At 65.4% G+C, this 22,152-nt stretch carries 22 protein-coding genes; 10 read left to right on the forward strand and 12 right to left on the reverse strand.

Features of this window, described 5'->3' with window-relative positions; genetic code table 11:
* Positions 1-3: 3 nt before the first annotated feature.
* The 5 genes from sucD to zapE all read right to left on the reverse strand — a co-directional run bounded on the left by sucD (position 4) and on the right by zapE (position 5,200).
* The gene (gene sucD, locus WI560_RS31480; RefSeq protein WP_024338867.1) at positions 4-888 is read right to left on the reverse strand and encodes a succinate--CoA ligase subunit alpha; all 885 of its coding nucleotides are present in this window, start codon (positions 886-888) and stop codon (positions 4-6) included.
* Between the two features lie 33 nt (positions 889-921).
* Positions 922-1,401: a DUF1579 family protein gene (locus tag WI560_RS31485; protein WP_028133272.1), complete on the reverse strand. Its 480-nt coding sequence runs from the start codon at positions 1,399-1,401 to the stop codon at positions 922-924.
* A gap of 4 nt (positions 1,402-1,405) precedes the next feature.
* Entirely contained in the window at positions 1,406-2,605 is a 1,200-nt protein-coding gene (gene sucC / locus WI560_RS31490; RefSeq protein ID WP_375306273.1) for an ADP-forming succinate--CoA ligase subunit beta, read from the reverse strand.
* Positions 2,606-2,809: 204 nt separating this feature from the next.
* On the reverse strand, positions 2,810-3,778 hold the full coding sequence (gene mdh, locus WI560_RS31495; protein WP_028133274.1) for a malate dehydrogenase: 969 nt from the start codon (positions 3,776-3,778) through the stop codon (positions 2,810-2,812).
* A 234-nt stretch (positions 3,779-4,012) separates the two neighbouring features.
* On the reverse strand, positions 4,013-5,200 hold the full coding sequence (gene zapE / locus WI560_RS31500; protein ID WP_375306274.1) for a cell division protein ZapE: 1,188 nt from the start codon (positions 5,198-5,200) through the stop codon (positions 4,013-4,015).
* Between the two features lie 135 nt (positions 5,201-5,335).
* On the opposite strand from zapE, the gene WI560_RS31505 reads away from it, so the two are divergent.
* The gene (locus WI560_RS31505; RefSeq protein WP_375306275.1) at positions 5,336-5,590 is read left to right on the forward strand and encodes a type II toxin-antitoxin system VapB family antitoxin; all 255 of its coding nucleotides are present in this window, start codon (positions 5,336-5,338) and stop codon (positions 5,588-5,590) included.
* Between the two features lie 55 nt (positions 5,591-5,645).
* On the opposite strand, the gene thpR is transcribed toward WI560_RS31505, so the two are convergent.
* Positions 5,646-6,182, reverse strand: coding sequence for an RNA 2',3'-cyclic phosphodiesterase (gene thpR, locus WI560_RS31510; RefSeq protein WP_257178876.1), 537 nt, complete (start codon positions 6,180-6,182; stop codon positions 5,646-5,648).
* Positions 6,183-6,353: 171 nt separating this feature from the next.
* Positions 6,354-6,989, reverse strand: coding sequence for an arylesterase (locus tag WI560_RS31515; protein ID WP_375308960.1), 636 nt, complete (start codon positions 6,987-6,989; stop codon positions 6,354-6,356).
* Between the two features lie 55 nt (positions 6,990-7,044).
* On the opposite strand from WI560_RS31515, the gene WI560_RS31520 reads away from it, so the two are divergent.
* From WI560_RS31520 to WI560_RS31535, 4 genes are all read left to right on the forward strand, one after another.
* Entirely contained in the window at positions 7,045-7,767 is a 723-nt protein-coding gene (locus WI560_RS31520) for an ABC transporter ATP-binding protein (protein WP_257178877.1), read from the forward strand.
* The gene (locus tag WI560_RS31525) at positions 7,764-10,334 is read left to right on the forward strand and encodes an ABC transporter permease (protein WP_375306276.1); all 2,571 of its coding nucleotides are present in this window, start codon (positions 7,764-7,766) and stop codon (positions 10,332-10,334) included. The genes WI560_RS31520 and WI560_RS31525 overlap by 4 nt, the downstream gene beginning before the upstream one ends.
* A gap of 281 nt (positions 10,335-10,615) precedes the next feature.
* Positions 10,616-11,407: a Bax inhibitor-1/YccA family protein gene (locus WI560_RS31530; protein ID WP_257178879.1), complete on the forward strand. Its 792-nt coding sequence runs from the start codon at positions 10,616-10,618 to the stop codon at positions 11,405-11,407.
* Positions 11,408-11,622: 215 nt separating this feature from the next.
* Positions 11,623-12,153: a GNAT family N-acetyltransferase gene (locus tag WI560_RS31535; protein WP_375306277.1), complete on the forward strand. Its 531-nt coding sequence runs from the start codon at positions 11,623-11,625 to the stop codon at positions 12,151-12,153.
* Positions 12,154-12,298: 145 nt separating this feature from the next.
* Here WI560_RS31535 and WI560_RS31540 read toward each other — a convergent pair whose 3' ends face one another.
* From WI560_RS31540 to acnA, 3 genes are all read right to left on the reverse strand, one after another.
* Entirely contained in the window at positions 12,299-12,670 is a 372-nt protein-coding gene (locus tag WI560_RS31540; RefSeq protein ID WP_375306278.1) for a DUF2794 domain-containing protein, read from the reverse strand.
* Between the two features lie 615 nt (positions 12,671-13,285).
* Entirely contained in the window at positions 13,286-14,059 is a 774-nt protein-coding gene (locus WI560_RS31545) for a DUF1223 domain-containing protein (RefSeq protein ID WP_375306279.1), read from the reverse strand.
* A 214-nt stretch (positions 14,060-14,273) separates the two neighbouring features.
* Positions 14,274-16,994: an aconitate hydratase AcnA gene (gene acnA, locus WI560_RS31550; RefSeq protein ID WP_028133286.1), complete on the reverse strand. Its 2,721-nt coding sequence runs from the start codon at positions 16,992-16,994 to the stop codon at positions 14,274-14,276.
* A 239-nt stretch (positions 16,995-17,233) separates the two neighbouring features.
* On the opposite strand from acnA, the gene ccmA reads away from it, so the two are divergent.
* The 5 genes from ccmA (at position 17,234) to WI560_RS31575 (ending at position 20,320) form a co-directional block, all read left to right on the forward strand.
* The gene (gene ccmA, locus WI560_RS31555; protein WP_257197051.1) at positions 17,234-17,836 is read left to right on the forward strand and encodes a heme ABC exporter ATP-binding protein CcmA; all 603 of its coding nucleotides are present in this window, start codon (positions 17,234-17,236) and stop codon (positions 17,834-17,836) included.
* A 163-nt stretch (positions 17,837-17,999) separates the two neighbouring features.
* Positions 18,000-18,668, forward strand: a complete 669-nt coding sequence (gene ccmB / locus WI560_RS31560) for a heme exporter protein CcmB (RefSeq protein WP_375306280.1) — start codon at positions 18,000-18,002, stop codon at positions 18,666-18,668.
* Positions 18,669-18,759: 91 nt separating this feature from the next.
* Positions 18,760-19,548 (forward strand): heme ABC transporter permease, encoded by a 789-nt coding sequence (locus WI560_RS31565; protein ID WP_028133289.1) that lies wholly within the window; start codon positions 18,760-18,762, stop codon positions 19,546-19,548.
* Positions 19,545-19,730: a heme exporter protein CcmD gene (ccmD, locus tag WI560_RS31570; protein WP_375306281.1), complete on the forward strand. Its 186-nt coding sequence runs from the start codon at positions 19,545-19,547 to the stop codon at positions 19,728-19,730. The genes WI560_RS31565 and ccmD overlap by 4 nt, the downstream gene beginning before the upstream one ends.
* Positions 19,727-20,320 carry a DsbE family thiol:disulfide interchange protein gene (locus tag WI560_RS31575; protein WP_375306282.1) on the forward strand — a complete coding sequence of 198 codons (594 nt, stop codon included), beginning with the start codon at positions 19,727-19,729 and terminating at the stop codon, positions 20,318-20,320. Before ccmD ends, WI560_RS31575 begins: the two co-directional genes overlap by 4 nt.
* A gap of 137 nt (positions 20,321-20,457) precedes the next feature.
* Here WI560_RS31575 and WI560_RS31580 read toward each other — a convergent pair whose 3' ends face one another.
* Together WI560_RS31580 and ftsY are read right to left on the reverse strand one after the other, a co-directional pair.
* The gene (locus WI560_RS31580; protein ID WP_257178888.1) at positions 20,458-21,060 is read right to left on the reverse strand and encodes a septation protein A; all 603 of its coding nucleotides are present in this window, start codon (positions 21,058-21,060) and stop codon (positions 20,458-20,460) included.
* Positions 21,061-21,181: 121 nt separating this feature from the next.
* Positions 21,182-22,126 carry a signal recognition particle-docking protein FtsY gene (ftsY, locus tag WI560_RS31585; protein ID WP_375306283.1) on the reverse strand — a complete coding sequence of 315 codons (945 nt, stop codon included), beginning with the start codon at positions 22,124-22,126 and terminating at the stop codon, positions 21,182-21,184.
* Positions 22,127-22,152: the final 26 nt, after the last annotated feature.

A 22,152-nucleotide genomic window follows, 5' to 3' on the forward strand; every position in this document is an offset into this window, starting at 1 on the left:
GAATTAGCCTTTCAACTTTTCGGCAAGCGTATGGCCGAGCCGGGCGGGCGACGGAGACACTGTAATCCCTGCCGATTTCATCGCCTCGGTCTTGGAACCGGCGTCGCCCTTGCCGCCCGAAATGATCGCGCCGGCATGACCCATGCGGCGGCCCGGAGGGGCGGTGACACCGGCGATAAAGCCGACCATCGGCTTCTTGCGGCCGCGCTTGGCCTCGTCCTTGAGGAACTGGGCGGCGTCCTCCTCGGCGGAGCCGCCGATCTCGCCGATCATGATGATCGATTCGGTCTTGGGATCGGCCAGCAGCATCTCCAGCACGTCGATGAACTCGGTGCCCTTGACCGGGTCGCCGCCGATGCCGACCGCGGTGGTCTGGCCGAGGCCCTCCTGGGAGGTCTGGAACACGGCTTCGTAAGTCAGCGTGCCCGAACGGGAGACGATGCCGACCGAGCCGGTCTTGAAGATGTTGGCGGGCATGATGCCGATCTTGCATTCGCCTGCGGTCATGACGCCCGGGCAGTTCGGCCCGATCAGGCGCGACTTGGAGCCGAGCAGCGAGCGCTTCACCCGCACCATGTCGAGAACGGGAATGCCCTCGGTGATGCAGACGATCAGCGGGATCTCGGCGTCGATGGCCTCGCAGATCGCATCCGCCGCGCCCGGCGGCGGCACGTAAATCACCGACGCATCCGCGCCGGTCTTCTCGCGCGCCTCGCGAACGGTGTCGAACACCGGCAGGCCCAGATGCGTCGAGCCGCCTTTGCCGGGCGAGGTGCCGCCGACCATCTTGGTGCCATAGGCGATCGCGGCCTCGGAATGGAAGGTGCCGTTCTTGCCGGTGAAGCCCTGGCAGATGACCTTGGTGTTCTTGTCGATCAGGATGGACATGAGGTCTGCTTTCGCGAACTAACGAGTGAGAGGTCAGTGGATGCGGCGGTAGACGCCGGTGAGCACGTCAGCCCAGCCTTCCGCGTCCGGCGAGAACTGAATCTTCAACGAGTAGGAATCCTCGTTGATGATCTCGTAGACGTGGCGCGCATTGCCGCGGAGCGAGCCGCGCACCAGCGTCAGGGTCTTGCCGACCCAGCCGCCGGAGGCGGGCGAGGGCGGCGTGTAGCCGAGCGAGTCGTACCAGAACAATTTGTAGGTCCGGTCGTCGCGGTCGTAGCTGAAGATGCCGTGGGTGGCGAAGATCTGCTTGCCGTCGCGCATCTGGACCGAGTCCTGGATCAGATAGAACCCGTTGAGATCCATGCGCGCGACGGTGCGCGAGGTCGCCGGCCCGCCCGCCGTCCAGCGCGACGGGAAGACCATCTCTTCGCCATCCCATTCACCGGCGAACGCGGCGAGGCGCGCATGCTCGGGAAGCGGGGATGATGCGGCGAGATGGTCCTGGGCCATGGCGTTAGCCTCCCTTGACGGCCTTCACGATCTTCTGCGCGGCGTCGTCGAGATTGTCGGCCGGCACTACGTTGAGGCCGGATTCACGGATGATCTTCTTGCCGAGCTCGACGTTGGTGCCTTCGAGGCGGACCACCAGCGGCACGCTGAGGCCGACTTCGCGAACCGCCGCCGTGACGCCCTCGGCGATCACGTCGCACTTCATGATGCCGCCGAAGATGTTGACCAGGATGCCCTTCACGTTGGGATCGGCGGTGATGATCTTGAAGGCGGCGGCGACCTTCTCCTTGCTGGCGCTGCCGCCGACGTCGAGGAAGTTCGCCGGCGCCATGCCGTAGAGCTTGATGATGTCCATCGTCGCCATGGCGAGACCGGCGCCGTTGACCATGCAGCCGATGTCGCCGTCGAGCGTGACATAGTTGAGATCGTATTTCGACGCCTCGATTTCCTTGGCGTCTTCCTCGGTCAGATCGCGCAACGACACCGCGATCTCGGGATGGCGGAACATGGCGTTGTCATCGAACGACACCTTGGCGTCGAGCACGCGGAGCTCACCCTGCTTGGTGACGACGAGCGGATTGATCTCCAGCATCGACATGTCCCTGGCGACGAAGGCGGCGTAGAGCTGCGCGGTGAGCTTCTCGGCCTGCTTGGCGAGGTCGCCGGACAGATTCAGCGCCTTCGCCACGGTGCGGCCGTGATGGCCCATGATGCCGGTGGCGGGATCGACCGAGAAAGTGACGATCTTCTCGGGCGTGTTGTGTGCGACGTCCTCGATGTTCACGCCGCCTTCGGTCGACACCACGAAGGAGACGCGCGAGGTCTCGCGGTCGACCAGGATCGAGAGGTAGAATTCCTTGTCGATGTCGGAGCCGTCCTCGATGTAGAGGCGGTTGACCTGCTTGCCGGCCGGGCCGGTCTGCACGGTCACCAGCGTGGCGCCCAGCATCTGCTTGGCGAATTCGTTGACCTCTTCCACCGACCTGGCGATGCGGACCCCGCCCTTGTCCCCGGCGGACGCCTCCTTGAACTTGCCCTTGCCGCGCCCGCCGGCATGGATCTGGCTCTTCACCACCCAGACCGGGCCGGGAAGCTTCCTTGCGGCGGCGTCGGAGTCCGAGGCCTTGAGAACTGCTACGCCGCGCGAGATCGGTACGCCGAATTCATGCAGCAGCGCTTTGGCCTGATATTCATGGATATTCATATGGTCGCTCCCTGAACCCGCGGGCGGTGACCTCTAGGGCCCACCTCAGTCTTGTGGCTGGCATACCATATACCACAGGAACTGCAACCCGGATTCTTTGACATCGAGATCTCTGCCGGAACCGGAACCCCACCCCGGTCAGCCGGGTCCGGAAGTGAAACCGCCGAAGACCGGGTTTCGATCTTCGGCGGGATTGTTTGCGCCTCAGCGGCCGAGAAGATCGGGTGCGATCTTCTTGCAGGCATCGACCAGACCCTGCACGGCACCGACCGACTTGTCGAAGGCCTCGCGATCCTTGCCGGCAAGCTCGATCTCGACGACGCGCTCGACGCCCTTGGCGCCGATCACGACGGGCACGCCGACATACATGTCCTTCACGCTGTACTCGCCGTTGAGATAGGCGGCGCAGGGCAGCACGCGCTTCTTGTCACGCAGATAGCTCTCGGCCATCGCGATTGCCGAGGCGGCCGGCGCGTAGAAGGCGGAGCCGGTCTTGAGCAGGTTGACGATCTCGGCGCCGCCGTTGCGGGTGCGGTCGACGATCTCGTCGAGGCGCGCCTGCGAGGTCCAGCCCATCTTGACGAGGTCGGGCAGCGGAATGCCGGCAACGGTGGAATACTTCACCAGCGGCACCATGGTGTCGCCATGGCCGCCGAGCACGAAGGCAGTGACGTCTTCAACGGAGACGTTGAACTCGTCGGCCAGGAAGTAGCGGAAGCGGGCCGAGTCCAGCACGCCGGCCATGCCGACGACCTTCTTGTGCGGCAGGCCGGAAGCCTTCTGCAGCGCCCAGACCATCGCGTCGAGCGGGTTGGTGATGCAGATGACGAAGGCGTCGGGCGCGTACTTCTTGATGCCGGCACCGACCTGCTCCATGACCTTGAGGTTGATGGAGAGCAGGTCGTCGCGGCTCATGCCGGGCTTGCGCGGCACGCCGGCGGTGACGATGCAGACCTTGGCATTGTCGAGCGCCTCGTAGGAATTGGCGCCGGTGTAGTGCGCGTCGAAGCCATCGACCGGCGAGGACTGCGCGATGTCGAGCGCCTTGCCCTGCGGCACGCCCTCGGCGATGTCGAACATCACGACGTCGCCCAGTTCCTTCAGGCCGATGAGGTGAGCCAGCGTTCCGCCGATCTGACCGGAGCCAATCAAAGCAATCTTGTCGCGCGCCATGTGAGCCTGTCCTTTAGACACGTAAGGAGGGGAAAACTGAGACGGGTGGTTATCCCTTTCGCCTCCCCCGTTCAAGTCGCCCAATGCCCAATTGTCGGGCTTGGCGCGGCCGCGGGCACGCAGCCCTGTCATTCCGGGGCGTGCGGAGCACGACCCCGGAATCTCGCGCGACAATCTCGGGATTCCGGGTTCGCGCTGACGCGCGCCCGGAATGACGGCGGTGGCAAATAGGACTTAAGTCTCTACCAGGCCCTTGGTGGAGCCGCTGGCGGTGGAATCCTTGCGGCCGTGAGCCAGCGCCAGGTAGGATTCCGAACTCATCTCGATCAGGCGCGAGGCGGTCCGCTTGAATTCCATGGCCTCAGTGCCCTCATGGGCGAGGTACAGCGAAATCGGGTTGGCGTCGGCCGAGGCCATCAGCTTCACCGCATTGTCGTAGAGCGTGTCGATCAGCGTGATGAAGCGCTTGACGGCGTTGCGCTGGGAGAAATCCATCACTGGAATATGGTCGACCAGGATGGTGTGATAATCGTGCGCCAGCCTGAGGTAATCCGATGCGCCGAGCGGCTTCTCGCAGAGGTCGGCGAACGAAAACCGCGCCACGCCGTGAGCGGAGCACGGCACGTGCAGGATGCGGCCCTTGATCGAAATGTCGCGCGAGCGGCATTTGGCGCCGCCCGACATCCGCGACCAGGCGCGATCGAGCGCAGCGTCCGCATCGCGATCGGCCGGCGTCAGCCACATCGGCACGCCCTGCAGCTTCTCCAGCCGGAAGTCGGTGCGCGCATCGAGCCGCGCGACGTCCATGTGGTCGGTGATCTGCTTGATGAAGGGCAGGAACAGCGACCGGTTCAGGCCGCCTTTGTAGAGATCGTCAGGCGCCACGTTGGAGGTCGCGACCACGACGGTGCCGAGCTCGAACAATTTGGCGAACAGGCGCCCCAGGATCATCGCATCCGCGATGTCGGTGACGTGGAATTCGTCGAAGCAGAGCAGCCAGCTCTCCTCGAAGATCGCATTCGCGGTCAGTGCGATGACGTCGCCGTCGGCGATCTCGCCGCGCGCGATGCTCTGGCGATAGTCGTAGATGCGCTCATGCACGTCGGCCATGAATTCGTGGAAATGCGCGCGGCGCTTGTGCTCGACATCGGAGTGCTGGAAGAACAGATCCATCAGCATGGTCTTGCCGCGGCCGACCTCGCCATGGATGTAGAGCCCGCGCGGCACATCGTCCCTGTCACCGCCGCCGAACAGGCGGCTGAGCAGGCCCTGCTTGCGTTTGGGGCTGTAGGTCGCAAGCCGCAGGTCCAGCGCCGCATAGGCCTCGGCGACCTCCGCCTGCGCAGCATCGGCCTCGATCGCGCCGGAGGCGATCTGGGCCTGATAGGCTTCGCTGAAGGGGGAACTCGGGGTCGAGAGCATGGCCCTTTACCGCCAGAGAAAGCGGCAAATTGCAATGGTATATTGGCGCAAGGGGCGTATGCACTTATCCTCACCGACGTGAGGCAGGTGAATAACTGGAATATCAGATAGTTACGCGGCTATTCGAGGTTCTGTATGGCTCTTAATATTGATGACCCCGAGACCGAACACCTCATGCGGAGGCTGGCGCAACTCACCGGCGAGTCCGTTGTAGTCGCAACGAAGCGAGCTATCCAGGAGCGGCTTCCTCGGCTCGACGACCAACAGCGCAAAGCTGCTCTCTTGGACGATATGGCCGCGATCCGCCGACGCTGGAGCGAGCTGCCTGTTGTCGCTGACCCGACGGCGGATGAAGTTGTCGTCTTTGACGAACACGGATTACCAATTTGACCACGATAGACGTTACGCGTGCGCGCGCTGTGTAATCCGTCTCCTTGCGGGCCAGCTACTCGCACAGCTCGTAGGCGTCCTCGACAACGTAAGGGCCGCCGCCGGTCGAGGCGCGCGAGGAGAACAGCACGAACCGCTCGGCCATGAACGCCTTGCTCGGGAAATAGCCGCGCAGCGAGAGATAGTCGGCGACGTCGCGGTCGGTGGCATCGTGCAGCCGGGCCAGCGTCACATGCGGAATGAACTTGCGGCCTTCGGGATTGAGACCGATCCGCTGCATCATGCGTTCGAGCTCGGCCTGCAATTCCATCAGCGGCTTGCTCGGCGCGATGGTCGCGACGACGGCGCGCGGCTTGCGGCCGCCGAAACTGGTCAGGCCCTGCACCTTGACCTCGAAGGGCTTGCGGTCGACGCGAAACAGCATCGAGGCGATCTCGTTGGCGGAGACGCCGTCGATATCGCCGATGAAGCGCAAGGTGACGTGATAATTTTCGGGATCGATCCAGCGGGCGCCGGGAAGGCCTCCTCTCAAGTTGGAAAGCGCCTGGCCGATCTCGGCCGGAATTTCCAGACCCGTGAACAAACGCGGCATCGTTTCGCACTCCCGATGCTTGGGTACGATCCCTGAGCAGGATCATATCCAAATTAGAGCCGGCGACGAATCACCGGTACCCTGATTCCTATCGCAGTTGTGTGACTCTGCGAAGCATGCCGCGCCTCACCCCGGTAAAACCCTGGGAATTACTGATAGCGCTGCCTGCTTTCAACGCCGTTGCTCAGCGATCGTGCCAACGAATGCCTGCACGGCGGGCATGATGTTGCCGACGATAATGTCGACGCCTTCAGCGGTCGGATGAATGCCGTCGGGCTGGTTGAGCTTGGCGTCGGCCGCAACGCCCTCCAGAAAGAAGGGGTAGAGCGGCACGTCGAATTGTTTCGCCAGATCCGGATAAATCGAATTGAATCGCGCGGCATAATCGGCGCCGTAATTCGGCGGCGCCAGCATGCCGCACAGCATCACCGCGATCTTGCGCGCCTTGAGCCGCTGGACGATGTCGGCGAGCGCGGCGCGCGCCAGATCGGGAGCGATGCCGCGCAGGGCGTCGTTGGCGCCGAGCTCGACGATGACGCCGTCGGTTCCCTCGGGGACCGACCAGTCGAGCCGGTCGCGGCCGCCGGAAGTGGTGTCGCCGGACACCCCGGCATTGGTCATATCGACCGCTATGCCCTTGACTTGCAAGGCCTTTTTGAGCTTCTGGGGGAACGCGTCCTGAGCCGGCAGGCCGAGGCCGGCGCTCAGGGAATCGCCGAGCACGACGAGCTTGATCGGCTTTGTCGCGTCCGCCCAGGCCGGGTTCGCCATTGTCATGAAGGCGAGCATCAACACGGCTATGTGCATGAACAATCCGTAACGCCTCTCGACCGCGCTATCGGAGTTGCCATATGACCGGACCATGGACACTCGCATCGATCCCTCTTCGCTCGCCGTCACGTCGGCGGACACCATCGCCATCTCCAACGTCAATCTCTCATTGGGCACGGGCGCGGCACGCGTTCATATCCTCAAGAATATCAGCTTGCGGGTCGGCCGTAGCGAGACGGTCGGCCTGATCGGCCCGTCAGGCTCGGGCAAATCCACGCTGCTGATGGTGATGGCGGGGCTGGAGCGTCCTGACAGCGGAGAGGTGGTGGTCTCAGGCACGCCTTTCAATGCCCTCGACGAGGATGCGCTGGCCCGCTTCCGCGGCCGCCAGGTCGGCATCGTCTTCCAGTCCTTTCATCTGATCCCCACCATGACGGCGCTGGAGAATGTCGCGGTGCCGCTCGAGCTTGCGGGCAATCCCGATGCCGCGAGGCGCGCGGCAGAGGAGCTGCAATCGGTCGGGCTCGGCGACCGCCTGCATCATTATCCGACGCAGCTCTCGGGCGGCGAGCAGCAGCGTGTCGCGCTGGCCCGCGCGCTGGCGCCCGATCCCGCCATCCTCGTCGCCGACGAGCCGACCGGCAATCTCGACGAGGCCACCGGACAACAGATCGTCGATCTCCTGTTCAGCAAGCACGCCGAGCGCGGCATGACCCTGGTGCTGGTGACGCACGATTCCTCGCTGGCGCATCGCTGCGATCGCGTGATCCGCCTGCGCTCGGGCCGCATCGACACGCAGACTGCGCCGGCATGAGCACGGCGGCCGAACCCTTTGCGAAGCCGAACGGGGTCGCGCTGTCGCTGCGTTATGCGCTGCGCGAATTGCGCGGCGGCCTGCGCGGCTTCTACGTCTTCATCGCCTGTATCGCGCTCGGCGTGATGGCGATCGCCGGCGTCGGCTCGGTGTCGGCGAGCCTCTCCGACGGCCTTGCCCGCGAGGGCCGCACGCTGCTCGGCGGCGACGTCTCCTTCGTGCTGTTCCAGCGCGAAGCCAAGCCCGAGGAGGTTGCCTTCCTGCGCTCGCGCGGCACGGTGTCGACCGCCGCCACCTTGCGCGGCATGGCGCGCGCGGCCGACGGCCAGCTCGCACTGGTCGAGATGAAGGCGGTCGACGACACCTATCCGATGCTGGGCCAGCTCACGCTGGCGCCACAGCTGGCGATGTCCGACCTGCTCGCGGAGCGCGACGGCGCGTTCGGCGCGGCCGCCGATCCGACCCTGCTGGCGCGGCTGTCGCTGAAGACCGGCGACCGTGTCACGATCGGCTCGGCGACCTTCCAGATCCGCTCGACGGTCGAAGCCGAGCCCGACAAGCTCGCCGGCGGCATCGGCTTCGGCCCGCGCTTCCTGATCAGCCAGGCCGGCCTGCGCGCCACCGACCTGATCCAGCCCGGCAGCCTGGTGCGCTGGGTCTACCGGGTGAAGCTGCCTGAAGCCGCCAACAACGAGCGCGCCACCGAAGCCTTCATCGCGGATGCGCGGAGCGCGGCGCCGCAGGCGGGCTGGGAGATCCGCAGCCGCTCCAACGCCTCGCCGCAGCTCGAACGCAACATCAACCGCTTCACCCAGTTCCTGACGCTGGTCGGGCTCGCCGCGCTGCTGGTCGGCGGTGTCGGCGTCGCCAATGCGGTGAAGAGCCATATCGACCGCCGGATCGAGGTGATCGCGACCCTCAAGGCCGTCGGCGCCACCGGCCGCGACGTGTTCGGCATCTATCTGGCGCAGGTTCTCGTGCTCGCGGGCATCGGCTCGGTGATCGGCCTTGCGCTCGGCGCCGCCATGCCGTTCGCCATCGTCGGCCTGTTCGGCAAGCTGCTGCCGCTGCCGGTGGTGCCGGCCGTGCATGCCGACGAGCTCGCGCTGTCGTTCGTCTACGGCCTCCTGACCGCGCTGGCCTTCGGCCTGTGGCCGCTCGGACGCGTCCACGACGTACCGGTGGCCGCCTTGTTCCGCGACACCGTCAGCTCGGAATGGCACCGGCCGCGCGCGGGCTATCTCGTGTTCATGGGCGTGGTGATCGCCCTGCTCATCACCGTGGTGATCGGGCTCTCCTTCGACAAGCGCATCGCCGCGGTGTTCGTGGCCTCCTCGGTCGTCGTGTTCGCGCTGCTGCGCGGCATCGCCGCCCTGCTGATGGCGATCGCGCGGCGGCTGCCGCGGACGCGGCTGCCGATGCTGCGGCTTGCGATCGCCAACATCCACCGGCCGGGCGCACTGACGCCTTCGGTCGTGCTGTCGCTGGGGCTCGGGCTGGCCGTGCTCGTCACCATCACCCAGATCGACGGCAATCTGCGGCGGCAGTTCCTCGCGGCCCTCCCCGATCAGGCACCGTCGTTCTTCTTCATCGACATTCCGAGCGGGCAGGCCGCACCGTTTGACGATTATCTCCGCAAGATCGCGCCCGGCGCGAAGGTCGAGGACGTCCCGATGCTGCGCGGGCGCATCGTCGCCGCGCGCGGGCTGCGTGCCGAAGAGCTCAAGCCGTCCGCCGATTCCGAATGGGTGCTGCAGAGCGACCGCGGCCTGACCTATACCGGCGAGCTGCCGAAGGGCTCCAAGGTGGTCGAGGGTGAATGGTGGAGCGCCGATTATTCCGGCCCGACGCTGGTCTCGATGGAGAAGAAGATCGCCGACGGACTGGGCCTCAAGCTCGGCGACGAGATCGTGGTCAACGTGCTCGGCCGCGACATCCCGGCCAGGATCGGCAATCTGCGCACCATCGACTGGCAGGGGCTCGGCATCAACTTCGTCCTGGTGTTCTCGCCGAACGCCTTCAAGGGCGCGCCGCACACCCATATCGCGACGTTGACGGAACCGGGCGGAAATGCCGCAGCCGACGGCAAGATCATCAGGCAGGTGGCCGACGCCTATCCGATGGTGACGAGCGTGCGGGTGCGCGAGGTGATGGAGACCGTCGGCTCGGTGGTGACCAATCTGGCGCTGGCGATTCGCGGCGCCAGCGCGGTGACCCTGATCTCGGCGATCCTGGTGCTGGGCGGGGCGCTTGCCGCCGGTCATCGCCACCGGGTCTACGATGCCGTGATCCTGAAGACGCTGGGCGCGACGCGGCTGCGGCTGCTGGGCGCCTATGCGCTCGAATACCTCCTGATCGGGCTCGCCACCGCCTTGTTCGGGGTGATCGCCGGCAGCGTCGCGGCCTGGATGATCGTGACGCGGCTGATGACGCTCAGCTTCGTCTGGCAGGCCGGCAGCGCGGCCGGGGTTGTGGCGGCCGCGCTCGTCGTCACCGTCGGGCTCGGGCTCGCGGGCACGCTGCTGGCGTTGAACAAAAAGCCTGCCACGGTGTTGCGGAATTTGTGACAAATGGTAGCGGATGCCCGCACCGATGCGGAATCGCATGATTCCCGCGATTAACCACGACTGCTCGTCAGGTTCGCGTCAGGATTGCCGCCAAGGGCGACATTCAGCCGCGCGTGGAAGGTTGCAGCGGATGTGTTAGTTTCCCACATATCGAATGGGTTCGGAGTCCGGATCGTTAGCCAAAATTTAGCCGGCTGGCGTCGGTATCCGAGATAGAATTTGACGAACCGGCGGCATGGCGACCCTCGTGCCGGACCGGACCAACCAACGGGAATTCGACCATGTCGGACCTAGACCGTAACTACGCTTCTCCTTTCGGCAGGGCCGCCGGGCGTGTTGACGCCGCGACGGTCGATGCCGGCCTGCGCGCCTACATGCTGCGCATCTACAACTACATGACCATCGGCCTGGCCATCACCGGCCTTGCCGCGCTCGGCGTCTACATGGCTGCCGTGACCGACGTCGCGACGCCGGACGCGGTGCGCGTCGGCAAGCTGTTCCTGACGCCGTTCGGCTACGCGATGTTCGTCAGCCCCCTGAAGTGGCTGTTCATGCTCGCGCCGCTGGCGATGGTGTTCGTGATCTCGGCGGGCATCAACCGTCTGGCTCCCTCGACCGCCCAGATCCTGTTCTGGGTGTTCTCGGCGCTGATGGGCATCTCGCTGTCGTCGATCTTCCTGGTGTTCACGCACACCTCGATCGTGCGGGTGTTCTTCATCACCGCGGCCACCTTCGGTGCCCTGAGCCTCTATGGCTACACCACCAAGCGTGACCTCACCGGCATGGGCTCGTTCCTGTTCATGGGCCTGATCGGTATCGTTCTCGCCAGCCTGGTGAACCTGTTCCTGGCCAGCTCGATGCTGCAGTTCATCGTGTCGGTGGTCGGCGTGCTGGTGTTCTCGGGCCTCACCGCCTGGGATACCCAGCGGCTGAAGAACGACTACATCTACGGCTATGCCTCGGCCGGCGGTGACATCGCAGAGCGCGCGGCCATCACCGGCGCACTGTCGCTGTACCTGAACTTCATCAACCTGTTCACGCTGCTGCTGCAGCTGCTCGGCCAGCGCGAGTAGGCGACGGACCAGAGCGAACGACACGAACCCCGGCCGCGAGGCCGGGGTTTTTGTTTGGGTGAGTCATGAACTTCTCGTCATGCCCGGGCTCGTCCCGGGCATCCACGACCTCGGCAGTCGAAGGCGCGGAAGAACGTGGATGGCCGGGACAAGCCCGGCCATGACGTATGCGGGAACAGCGTTGCTCATCGCTACGTCCCTGCTATCTTCACGCCATGTCCGCACCCGAAATCAGGCCCACGCTAGAGGCCGACCTTCCCGCCATCACCGCCATCTACCAGCAGGCCGTCCGCGAGGGCACCGCGACATTCGAGCTGGAGCCGCCCGACCTCGCGGAGATGACGCGCCGCTACCGCACGCTGATCGACGGTGGCTATCCCTATTTCGTCGCCATCCTCGAGGGACGCGTGGCCGGCTACGCCTATGCCGGCGCCTACCGGCCGCGGCCCGCCTATCGCTTCACGGTCGAGAACTCGATCTATCTCGATCCATCTTTCCACCGCCGCGGCATCGGCTCGTTGCTGCTCGAGCGGCTGGTTGCCGAATGCGAGGCGCGCGGCTTTCGCCAGATGATCGCGGTGATCGGCGATTCCGCCAATGCCGGCTCGATCGGCCTGCACACCAGGGGCGGCTTCAGGATGATCGGCACGCATCCCAATGTCGGGCTGAAATTCGGCCGCTGGCTGGACACGGTGATGATGCAGCGCGACCTCGGCGAGGGCGCGAGAACGGTGCCAACGAAATAAGCGGTCCCGGAGGATGGGCAAAGCGGCTTGTCCGCCGTAGCTCGAAGAGCGAAGGCGGAAGCGTGCCCACGATCTGCGGCGATCGAGACAGGACGTGGGCACGGCGCTTTGCGCCTTTGCCCACCCTACGGCACCGCTCGTCCGTCTACACCACCGCCAGCTTCCGATCGATCACCAGCAGCACGCGCTCCAGCTCGTGGCCGCGGCGCAGGATCAGGCCGGTCGCCGAAATCACGCTGTACATGCCCTGCTTGCGCGCCAGGCGCGGATCCTTCTCGATACGATAGATCGGCACTTCCGAGGCGCGGCGATAGACCGAGAAAACGGCGCGGTCCTTCAGGAAGTCGATGGCATAGTCGCGCCACTCGCCGTCGGCGACCATGCGGCCGTAGAGATTGAGGATACGGTTCAGCTCGAGCCGGTTGAACGTCACCCTGCTCTGTTGCGCATTCACGGCGGCGGAGCGCGCCGCCGCGCGCTGCTCGCTCGGATCGGCATCCTCCGACATCAGACTCATGGAGAGCCTCCTCATCGCACGGCTTGAACCCCGGTCCGCGAACCGTCCCCGGAACCGGATCATGACAAGGGTATGATTGCGCCAACCGTTGTTCGCCGCAAGGGCCCTTGATGGAACCCGGTGTCTGCTTTCAACCGGTCGAATCAGCCGGCACTCCTCCCACACGCAAAGGTGGAACTCTGTCGCGGCAAACCGTCACGGGATCGTTAGCAGGAATCATAGTATCGCCGCTTTTCCGCCTAGCGACTGCCGCCCTGCACTGCGAGAAGATTCACGTGCGTTGACCCGGTCCTTTCGGTTCCGGATTCCTCAGCCCCCAGCCCCCCGGGGTCGAACAGGATCGGGTCTGTACGCGCCACAAGGAGGGCCAACGCAAGTTGGTCCTTTTTTGTTTGTGCCGGGATGTTGCTGGCGACGTGCGACCGTCTCTCCAAGCATCCGAGGCAAGACTCTCTCGCCTCATCCTGAGGGCCGCGCACTTGCGCGGCGTCTCGAAGATGAAAGGCCCGAGCTGCACCGGCGGGGGCCTTGCATGGTTCGAGACGCGCGCAAGGGCGCGCTCCTCACCATGAGGGTTGAGAGTATGTTCGACTCAAAGGATTCGAAGCGCGCTCTTCAATGCAGCGACGTGTACGCCGCGCCCAGCATCGGGCCCGGTCGTTCGCGGCTGCCGTCCTGGACGTAGACCACAGCGCCATCGACGCCGTCGCGCGTGAGGTTCTCGATCGGCACCGTCCAGCTTTCCGGACGCCCGGTCCAGTCGCCGACCTTGAGCAGGTTGCGCACCACGTTGTGATAGGTGACCTGCTGCCCGCGATTCTCGCCGCGGGTGATCGCGATCGGCACCGACTTGGCGATCGAGCAGATCCAGACCTCGCCGCGCGAGACGGCCGGCTCGTTGCTCGCGGCGACCGAGACGTTGATCTGCTTGCCCGCGAGCGACATGGTCACCGGCACGCTCATCACGCCCGTACCCTTGGTGGCCTTGCCGATCGCATTCTCGATGCCGGCACGATCGTTGCCGACGACATGGGTGGAGCCGTTGACCACGACCTGCGGGGTGTAGACCTCGCGGTCGCCACGCACGCGCGAATAGGCACGCTGCCGCGCCGAGAAACGCGAATCAGCCAGCGTGTCCTTCCAGCCCAGATAGTCCCAATAATCGATCGGCATGCTCAGCGCGATGATCGACGGGTCTTTCGAAAGATCGCCGATGATCTGGTCGGCGGGCGGGCAGGACGAGCAGCCCTGCGAGGTGAACAGTTCGACGACGGCACGGGGTTCAGCCTCGGCGGGCCGGATGACGGCGACGATGGCACAGATGCCGAGAGCTCCCGACCACAGCGCACCAGACCAACGCGAAAGATGAGAAGCCGTCATTGCTGTCATGTCGAACGTCACACACCGTCACTCATAGGGAAGGATTCTATCGCCTGATGGTCACCGTAGTCTTACGGGCACGGCAGTCCGTCCGATGCGAAGCTTTTCGCCGGGCGGGCCGATTCGAAGCGTGCCGCAAACGCGCGAAGGCGGCCTTGTGATAGGCCGCCTTCGTTTGGGCTTCTACTCACTTCGCAGTGAGCCATTGTTCACAAATCCGCGCTTACGCCGCGAGCTTGCGCAGCACGTAGTGCAGGATACCGCCGTTGCGGTAGTAGTCGAGCTCGTCCAGCGTATCGATGCGGCAGAGCAGCGAAACGCGCTGCAACGAGCCGTCGCCGGAGACGATCTCCGCGGTCAGCTTCTGGCGCGGCTTGAGGTCGCCGACGAGGCCGCGCAGCGTGACCTTCTCGTCGCCCTTCAGGCCGAGCGAGGACCAGGAGGTGCCTTCCTCGAAGGTCAGCGGCAGCACGCCCATACCGACGAGGTTGGAGCGATGGATGCGCTCGAAGCTCTGGCAGATCACGGCGCGCACGCCAAGCAGACGCGTGCCCTTGGCCGCCCAGTCGCGCGAGGAGCCGTTGCCGTATTCGGCACCGGCGAACACCACCAGCGGCACCTTCTCTTCCTGGTACTTCATTGCGGCGTCATAGATCGACATCTGCTCGCCGTCGGGCCAGTGCTTGGTGAGGCCGCCTTCCGGAATGTTGCCGTCGGCGCCCTTCAGCATGAAGTTCTTGATGCGGATGTTGGCGAAGGTGCCACGCATCATCACTTCGTGGTTGCCGCGGCGCGTGCCGTACTGGTTGAAGTCGGCGGGACGCACCTGGTGCTCGCTGAGATACTTGCCCGCGGGCGAGGTGAGCTTGATCGAACCGGCCGGCGAAATGTGGTCGGTGGTGATCTTGTCGCCGAACATGGCGAGGATGCGCGCCTCGACGATATCGGTGACCGGCTCCGGCTCCTTCTTCATGCCGTCAAAATAGGGCGGGTTCTGCACGTAGGTCGAAGACATGTTCCAGCGATAGGTCTCGCTCTCGACCGTCTTGATCTTGCGCCAGTTGGTGTCGCCCTTGAACACGTCGGCGTACTTCTTCTTGAAGATCGACGCGGTCACGAACTTCTTCATGAAGGCGTTGATCTCCTTGGTCGTCGGCCAGATGTCCTTCAGGTAGACCGGCTTGCCGTCCTTGCCCTCGCCGAGCGGCTCGGTGGCGAGGTTCTTGGTGACGCTGCCGGCGAGCGCGTAGGCAACGACCAGCGGCGGCGAGGCCAGGTAGTTCGCCTGCACGTCCGGCGAGACGCGGCCTTCGAAGTTGCGGTTGCCGGAGAGCACGGCGGCCGCGACCACACCGTTGTCGTTGATCGATTTCGAGATCTCTTCAGGCAGCGGACCGGAATTGCCGATGCAGGTGGTGCAGCCGAAGCCGACCAGATTGAAGCCGACCTTGTCGAGATAGGGCTGCAGGCCGGAATTGGCGAGATATTCGGCGACCACCTGGCTGCCCGGGGCGAGCGAGGTCTTCACCCACGGCTTGGCCTTGAGGCCCTTCGCCGCGGCGTTGCGCGCCAGCAGGCCGGCGCCGATCAGGACGCTCGGATTCGAGGTGTTGGTGCAGGAGGTGATCGCGGCGATCACGACGTCGCCATGGCCGATGTCGAAGTTCTTGCCTTCGACCGGGAAGCGCTTGGTGGGCTCCTCGGCCTTCTTGTACTCGCTGCCGAGCGCAAGCGAGAAGCCCTCCGCGACGGTCGGCAGCGCGATGCGGCCTTCCGGGCGCTTCGGGCCGGCCATCGACGGCACGACGTCGCCGAGGTCGAGGGTCAGCGTTTCCGTGAACACCGGATCGGGCGACTTGGCGGTGCGGAACAGGCCCTGCGCCTTGGCATAGGCCTGCACCAGCGCAACGCGCGCCGAGGCACGGCCGGAGGTCTTGAGATAGTCGAGCGCGGCGGCGTCCACAGGGAAGAAGCCGCAGGTCGCGCCGTATTCGGGGGCCATGTTGGCGATGGTGGCCTTGTCGGCAACGGAGAGGTGGTCGAGACCGGGGCCGAAGAACTCGACGAACTTGCCGACCACGCCGAGCTTGCGCAGCATCTGCGTCACGGTCAGCACGAGGTCGGTCGCGGTGACGCCTTCCTTCAGCGCGCCCTTCAGCTTGAAGCCGACGACGTTGGGCAGCAGCATCGACAGCGGCTGGCCGAGCATGCAGGCTTCCGCCTCGATGCCGCCGACGCCCCAGCCGAGCACGGCCAGACCGTTGACCATGGTGGTGTGGGAGTCGGTGCCGACCAGCGAATCGGGATAGGCGACCTCGAAGGTGCCGGTCTTCTTGCCGACCGTCATCTTCTCCTTCTTGGTCCAGACCGTCTGGGCCAGGTATTCCAGGTTGACCTGGTGGCAGATGCCGGTGCCGGGCGGCACGACGGAGAAGTTCGAGAACGCCTTCTGGCCCCACTTCAGGAACTCGTAGCGCTCCTGGTTCTGCTTGTATTCCTCGGTGACGTTCTTGCCGAAGGCCTTGTTGTCGCCGAAGAAGTTCACGATCACGGAGTGGTCGATGACGAGGTCGACCGGCACCAGGGGATTGATCTTCTCGGCATCGCCGCCGAGCTTCTGCATCGCGTTGCGCATCGCGGCGAGGTCGACCACCGCCGGCACGCCGGTGAAGTCCTGCATCAGCACGCGCGCCGGACGGAACGCGATCTCATGCTCCAGCGACTTCTTGCGTAGCCATTTGGAGACGGCGACGATGTCCTCTTTCTTGACCGAACGGCCGTCCTCGTTGCGCAGCAGGTTCTCGAGCAGCACCTTCATCGAATAGGGGAGTTTGGAAATTCCCTTCAGACCATTCTTCTCGGCCGTGGGCAGGCTGTAATAGACGTAGGTCTTGGCGCCGACCTTGAGGGTCTTTTTGCATTTGAAGCTGTCGAGCGAGGTCATGTAGGAATCCCAATTGTTAGCTATACCCGGCAGGGTATCTTAACACCGTCAGCGTATCAGGCTGGGCCGCTTGCAGGGGCAGGTTGAGTTGCTGCATCAAGTAGTTCCGGGCTTATAGAAGCTTTCTAACCGCACCGCCACAGCCACAATCGTGCCGCAGCAATCGCGAGCCAAAAATTCCCATGCGCTACCCCAAGTTTTCCTGAGGCCCGGCTTTGAGTGAATTGAAACGAGGCGAGATGCGGCTCTCCGGACAGGGAGTTGCCTGCGTGCGGGGCGGCCGCCAGGTGTTTGCCGGGCTCGATTTCGCCGCGGTCTCCGGCGAGGCCGTGGCGGTGGTCGGCCGCAACGGCTCGGGCAAGACCTCGCTGCTGCGGCTGATCGCGGGCCTGCTGGTGCCGGCGGGCGGCCAGATCGCGCTCGCAGGCGGCGATGCCGAGCTGACGCTGCCCGAGCAGTGCCATTATCTCGGCCATCGCGATGCCTTGAAGCCGGCCCTCAGCGTGGCGGAGAACCTGACCTTTTGGGCTGATTTCCTGGGCGGCGAGCGCGGTGACGCCGCCGCGACCCTCGCCACCGTCGGGCTCGACCATGCCACCCATCTGCCTGCGGGCTTCCTCTCGGCGGGCCAGCGCCGCCGGCTGTCGCTGGCGCGCCTGCTGACCGTCCGCCGCCCGGTCTGGCTGCTGGACGAGCCCACCAATGCGCTGGACGTTGCCGGCCAGGACATGTTTGGCGGCCTGATGCGCGAGCACCTCGCGCGCGGCGGCCTCATCGTCGCGGCGACCCATGCCCCGCTCGGGATCGAATCCCGGGAGCTGCGGATCGGGGGTGCGGCGTGATTCCCCTGCACCCTCAGCTTTCCGAGCGGCTAGGCACCGGCCTCGCCGTTCCCTCGCCTCTCTCCTCTGGGGGAGCCTTCGTCGTCGAGACACCCTCTCCCCAGCCCTCCCCCGCAAGCGGGGGAGGGAGCGCACCGCCCCTGGGGCGCGCCGGAGCCACCCCATGATCGCCCTGTCCGCCCTCATCCACCGGGACATCCGGATCGCGCTCCGCGTCGGTGGCGGGGCGCTGATCGGGGTGCTGTTCTTCCTGACCGTGGTGGTGCTGATGCCGTTCGCGGTCGGGCCCGATCTGGCGCTGCTGTCGCGGCTGGGGCCGGCCATCCTCTGGCTCGGCGCGCTGCTGGCGAGCCTGCTGACCCTGGACCGGCTGTTCATGGCCGACCACGAGGATGGCTCGCTCGACCTGATCACGATGAGCCGGACCCCGCTGGAACTCGCCTGCGCCGCCAAGGCGCTGGCGCATTGGCTGGCGGCGGGCCTGCCGCTGATTGTCGCAACCCCCGTGCTCGGCCTGCTGCTCAACCTCGACATGGTCGCGACCGGGGCGGTGGCGCTGACGCTGCTGGCAGGCACCCCGGCGCTGACCTTCACCGGCATGATCGGCGCGGCGCTGGCGGTCACGCTGCACCGCGGCGGCCTGCTGATGGCGGTGCTGGTGCTGCCGCTGTCGATTCCGGTGCTGATTTTCGGGGTTGCGGCCTCGCAGGCCGTGATCGTCGGCCCGATGACGTTCGGCGCGCCGTTCTCGATCCTGTGCGCGCTGTCGCTGGTCAGCCTCGTGATCGGCCCCTTCGCAGCCGCAGCGAGCTTGCGGCACGGGCTCGATTGAGATGCACGCGACCGGCCTTGACCCGGATCAACTTTCACCGCGCGCTTTCGTGCTGATTGCCTGAGCGGCCATCGATGATTATCAGGGTACCATGTCACTGATCGACCTCGCCAACCCCACGCGGTTCCTCGCGCTGACAGCGCGGGTCCTGCCGTGGCTCGCGGCCGCGACCGTCGTCCTGCTCGCGATCGGTCTCTATCAAGCCGCGCTCGCGCCCGACGACTACCAGCAGGGCGCGACGGTGAAGATCATGTTCATCCACGTGCCCAATGCCTGGCTGTCGATGTTCGTCTGGGGCGTCATGAGCATCGCCTCGCTGGGCACGCTGGTGTGGCGGCATCCGCTCGCCGACGTCGCCGCCAAGGCGGCCGCGCCGATCGGCGCCGCCTTCACCTTCCTGGCGCTGCTCACGGGATCGCTGTGGGGCCGGCCGATGTGGGGCACCTATTGGGAATGGGATGCGCGGCTGACCTCGGTGCTGATCCTGTTCCTGATGTATCTCGGCCTGATGGCGCTGTGGCGCGCGGTCGACGATCCCTCGCGCGCGGCACGCGCCGCCGCGGTGCTGACCCTGGTCGGCGCGCTCAATCTGCCGATCATCAAATTCTCCGTCGACTGGTGGAACACGCTGCACCAGCCGGCCTCTGTGATGCGCATGGGCGGATCGGCCCTCGACAAATCGTTCCTGATTCCGCTCCTGGTGATGGCGATCGCCTTCACGCTGCTGTTCGTGACGCTGCATCTGGCGGCGATGCGCAACGAGATCCTGCGCCGCCGGGTCCGCTCGCTGCAGATGATGCAGGCGAGCCGCGTCGCGTTCTCGAGCGAGATGGGCGCCGGCTCGCGCGGGCAAAATGCGAACGAAGTCGGGGCCGCATGATGATGTCGCTCGGTCCCTATGCATCCTTCATCGTGACGTCCTATGCGGCGGCGGCATTCGTGGTCGCGATCCTGATCGGCTGGATTGCGCTCGACTATCGCAATCAGACCCAGCGCCTGCGCGAGCTGGAGGAGCGCGGCATCACGCGCCGGTCCGGCAGCAGCGCGACGGACCTGCGATGAGCGATCAACCCGCCTCCGCGGCGCCGCAGCGCCGCACCTTCCTGATGGTGCTGCCGCTGATCGCCTTCATCGGGCTTGCGCTGCTGTTCTGGTTCCGGCTCGGCAGCGGCGATATCTCACGGATTCCTTCGGCGCTGATCGGCCGTCCGGCGCCGCAGACCATTTTGCCTGAGCTCGCGGGATTGCAGGACAACGGCGCGCAGGTGCCGGGCCTCGATCCCGCCGCGTTCAAGGGCAAGGTCAGCCTCGTCAATGTCTGGGCGTCCTGGTGCGTACCGTGCCACGACGAGGCGCCGCTGCTGACCGAGCTCGCCAAGGACAAGCGCTTCCAGCTGGTCGGCATCAATTACAAGGACGCCGCCGACAACGCGCGCCGCTTCCTCGGCCGCTACGGCAACCCGTTCAGTCGTGTCGGCGTCGACGCCAACGGCCGCGCCTCGATCGAATGGGGCGTCTACGGCGTGCCGGAGACATTCGTCGTCGGCCGCGAGGGCACCATCGTCTACAAGCTGGTCGGCCCGATCACGCCGGACAATCTGCGGACGGTGCTGATGCCGCAGATGGAGAAGGCGTTGAACGCCGGCTCGTAAGCCATCTCGTGCCCCGGACGCAGCGCAGCGATCCTTCATCGATGCGCTGCAGAGCCAGGGCCCATGTCACCACGACGTCACGTTTGGAAAGAGACTGGGTTCCGGCTCGCGCTTCGCGCGTCCGGGACACGGGACCGTCAGCCCTTGCTGATGTCCCCCGCCTCGGCCTCGCTCCTCTCCAGCGACACCGGCTCGAGGTGGTAGCGCTTGGTCAGCGGCATCTGGGCGATGGCGAAGATCATGGTCAGCGGGGTGACGCCGAACACCTTGAAGTTCACCCAGAAGTCCGTGCTCTGGGTGCGCCAGATGATCTCGTTCAGAACCGCCATGCCGGCGAAGAACAGCGCCCAGCGCAGCGTGAGGATGCGCCAGCCCTGCGGCGTCAGGTTGAACACCTGGTCGAACATCACGGCGATGAAGGAACGGCCGAACAACAGGCCGCCGCCGAGGATCGCCGCGAACAGGCCGTAGATGATGGTCGGCTTGAGCTTGATGAAGGTCTCGTCGTGCAGCACCAGGGTGAGCGTGCCGAACACCAGCACGATCACGCCCGTCACGATCGCCATGATCGGGATGTGGCGCGTCACCACGTAGGACGCGACCATCGCGATTGCGATCGCCACCATGAAGGCCCCGGTCGCGGCGAACAGGTTGAACTTCGCGTTGACGAAGAAGAACACGAGCAGCGGACCGAGCTCGGTCGCCAGCTTGAACAGCGGATGCGGCTGGGTCTTGTCCATTCTCTTTCCGTCTCTCTCGCCCTTCGAGACGACCGCCTCGCGGTCTCCTCAGGGTGAGGACCTCCTGTGTGGCACGACCTCATCCTGAGGAGCCGCGCAAGCGGCGTCTCGAAGGATGAAGCTATTCGATTCCGGCAATGGCGCGGGCGAAATCGCGCGCGGTGAAGGGCGCGAGATCGTCGACGCCTTCGCCGACGCCGATGAAATGCACCGGCAGCTTGAACTTCTCGGCGAGCGCCACCAGGATGCCGCCACGCGCGGTGCCGTCGAGCTTGGTCATCACGAGGCCGGTGACCCCGGCGGTGCGATGGAACGCCTCGACCTGCGACAGCGCATTCTGGCCGACGGTGGCGTCCAGCACCAGCAGCACGGCATGCGGCGCAGTGTCATCCACCTTGCGGATGACGCGCACGACCTTTTCGAGCTCGTTCATCAGCTCGGCCTTGTTCTGCAGACGCCCGGCGGTGTCGATCAGCAGCACGTCGATGTTCTGCTCCTTCGCCGCCGTCAGCGCGTTGAAGGCGAGGCTTGCGGAATCCGAGCCTTGCGCGCCCGCGATGACGGGCGTCCTGGTCCGCTCACCCCAGACCTTGAGCTGCTCGATCGCCGCCGCGCGAAACGTGTCGCCGGCGGCGAGCATCACCTTGCGGCCTTCGGAGGCGAATTTTTGCGAGAGCTTGCCGATCGTGGTGGTCTTGCCGGAGCCGTTGACGCCGACCACGAGGATGACGAAAGGCTTCCTGGCCGCATCGATCTCGAGCGGCTTTGCCACCGGCGCCAGCACCTTCTCGACCTCGGTGGCGACGACGTCCTTGACCTCGTCCGCCGAGATCGCCTTGTCGTAGCGGCCGGTGCCGACCGCATCCGCAATGCGCACTGCGACGGAGGTGCCGAGATCGGCGCGCAGCAGCACGTCCTCGATGTCGTCGAGCATGGCGCGGTCGAGCTTGCGCTTGGTGACGAGGTCGGCGACCGCGGTCCCGAGCGAGGACGAGGTGCGCTTGAGCCCGTTTGACAGGCGGCGCCACCAGCTCAGCTTGGGGGTCTCGGAGGTGGTATCGTTCATGGAGGCGTGTTAGCCGTTCCCGCTTC

Origin of the sequence: Bradyrhizobium sp. A11, assembly GCF_042077125.1 — a bacterium.
Taxonomy (GTDB): domain Bacteria; phylum Pseudomonadota; class Alphaproteobacteria; order Rhizobiales; family Xanthobacteraceae; genus Bradyrhizobium; species Bradyrhizobium japonicum_B.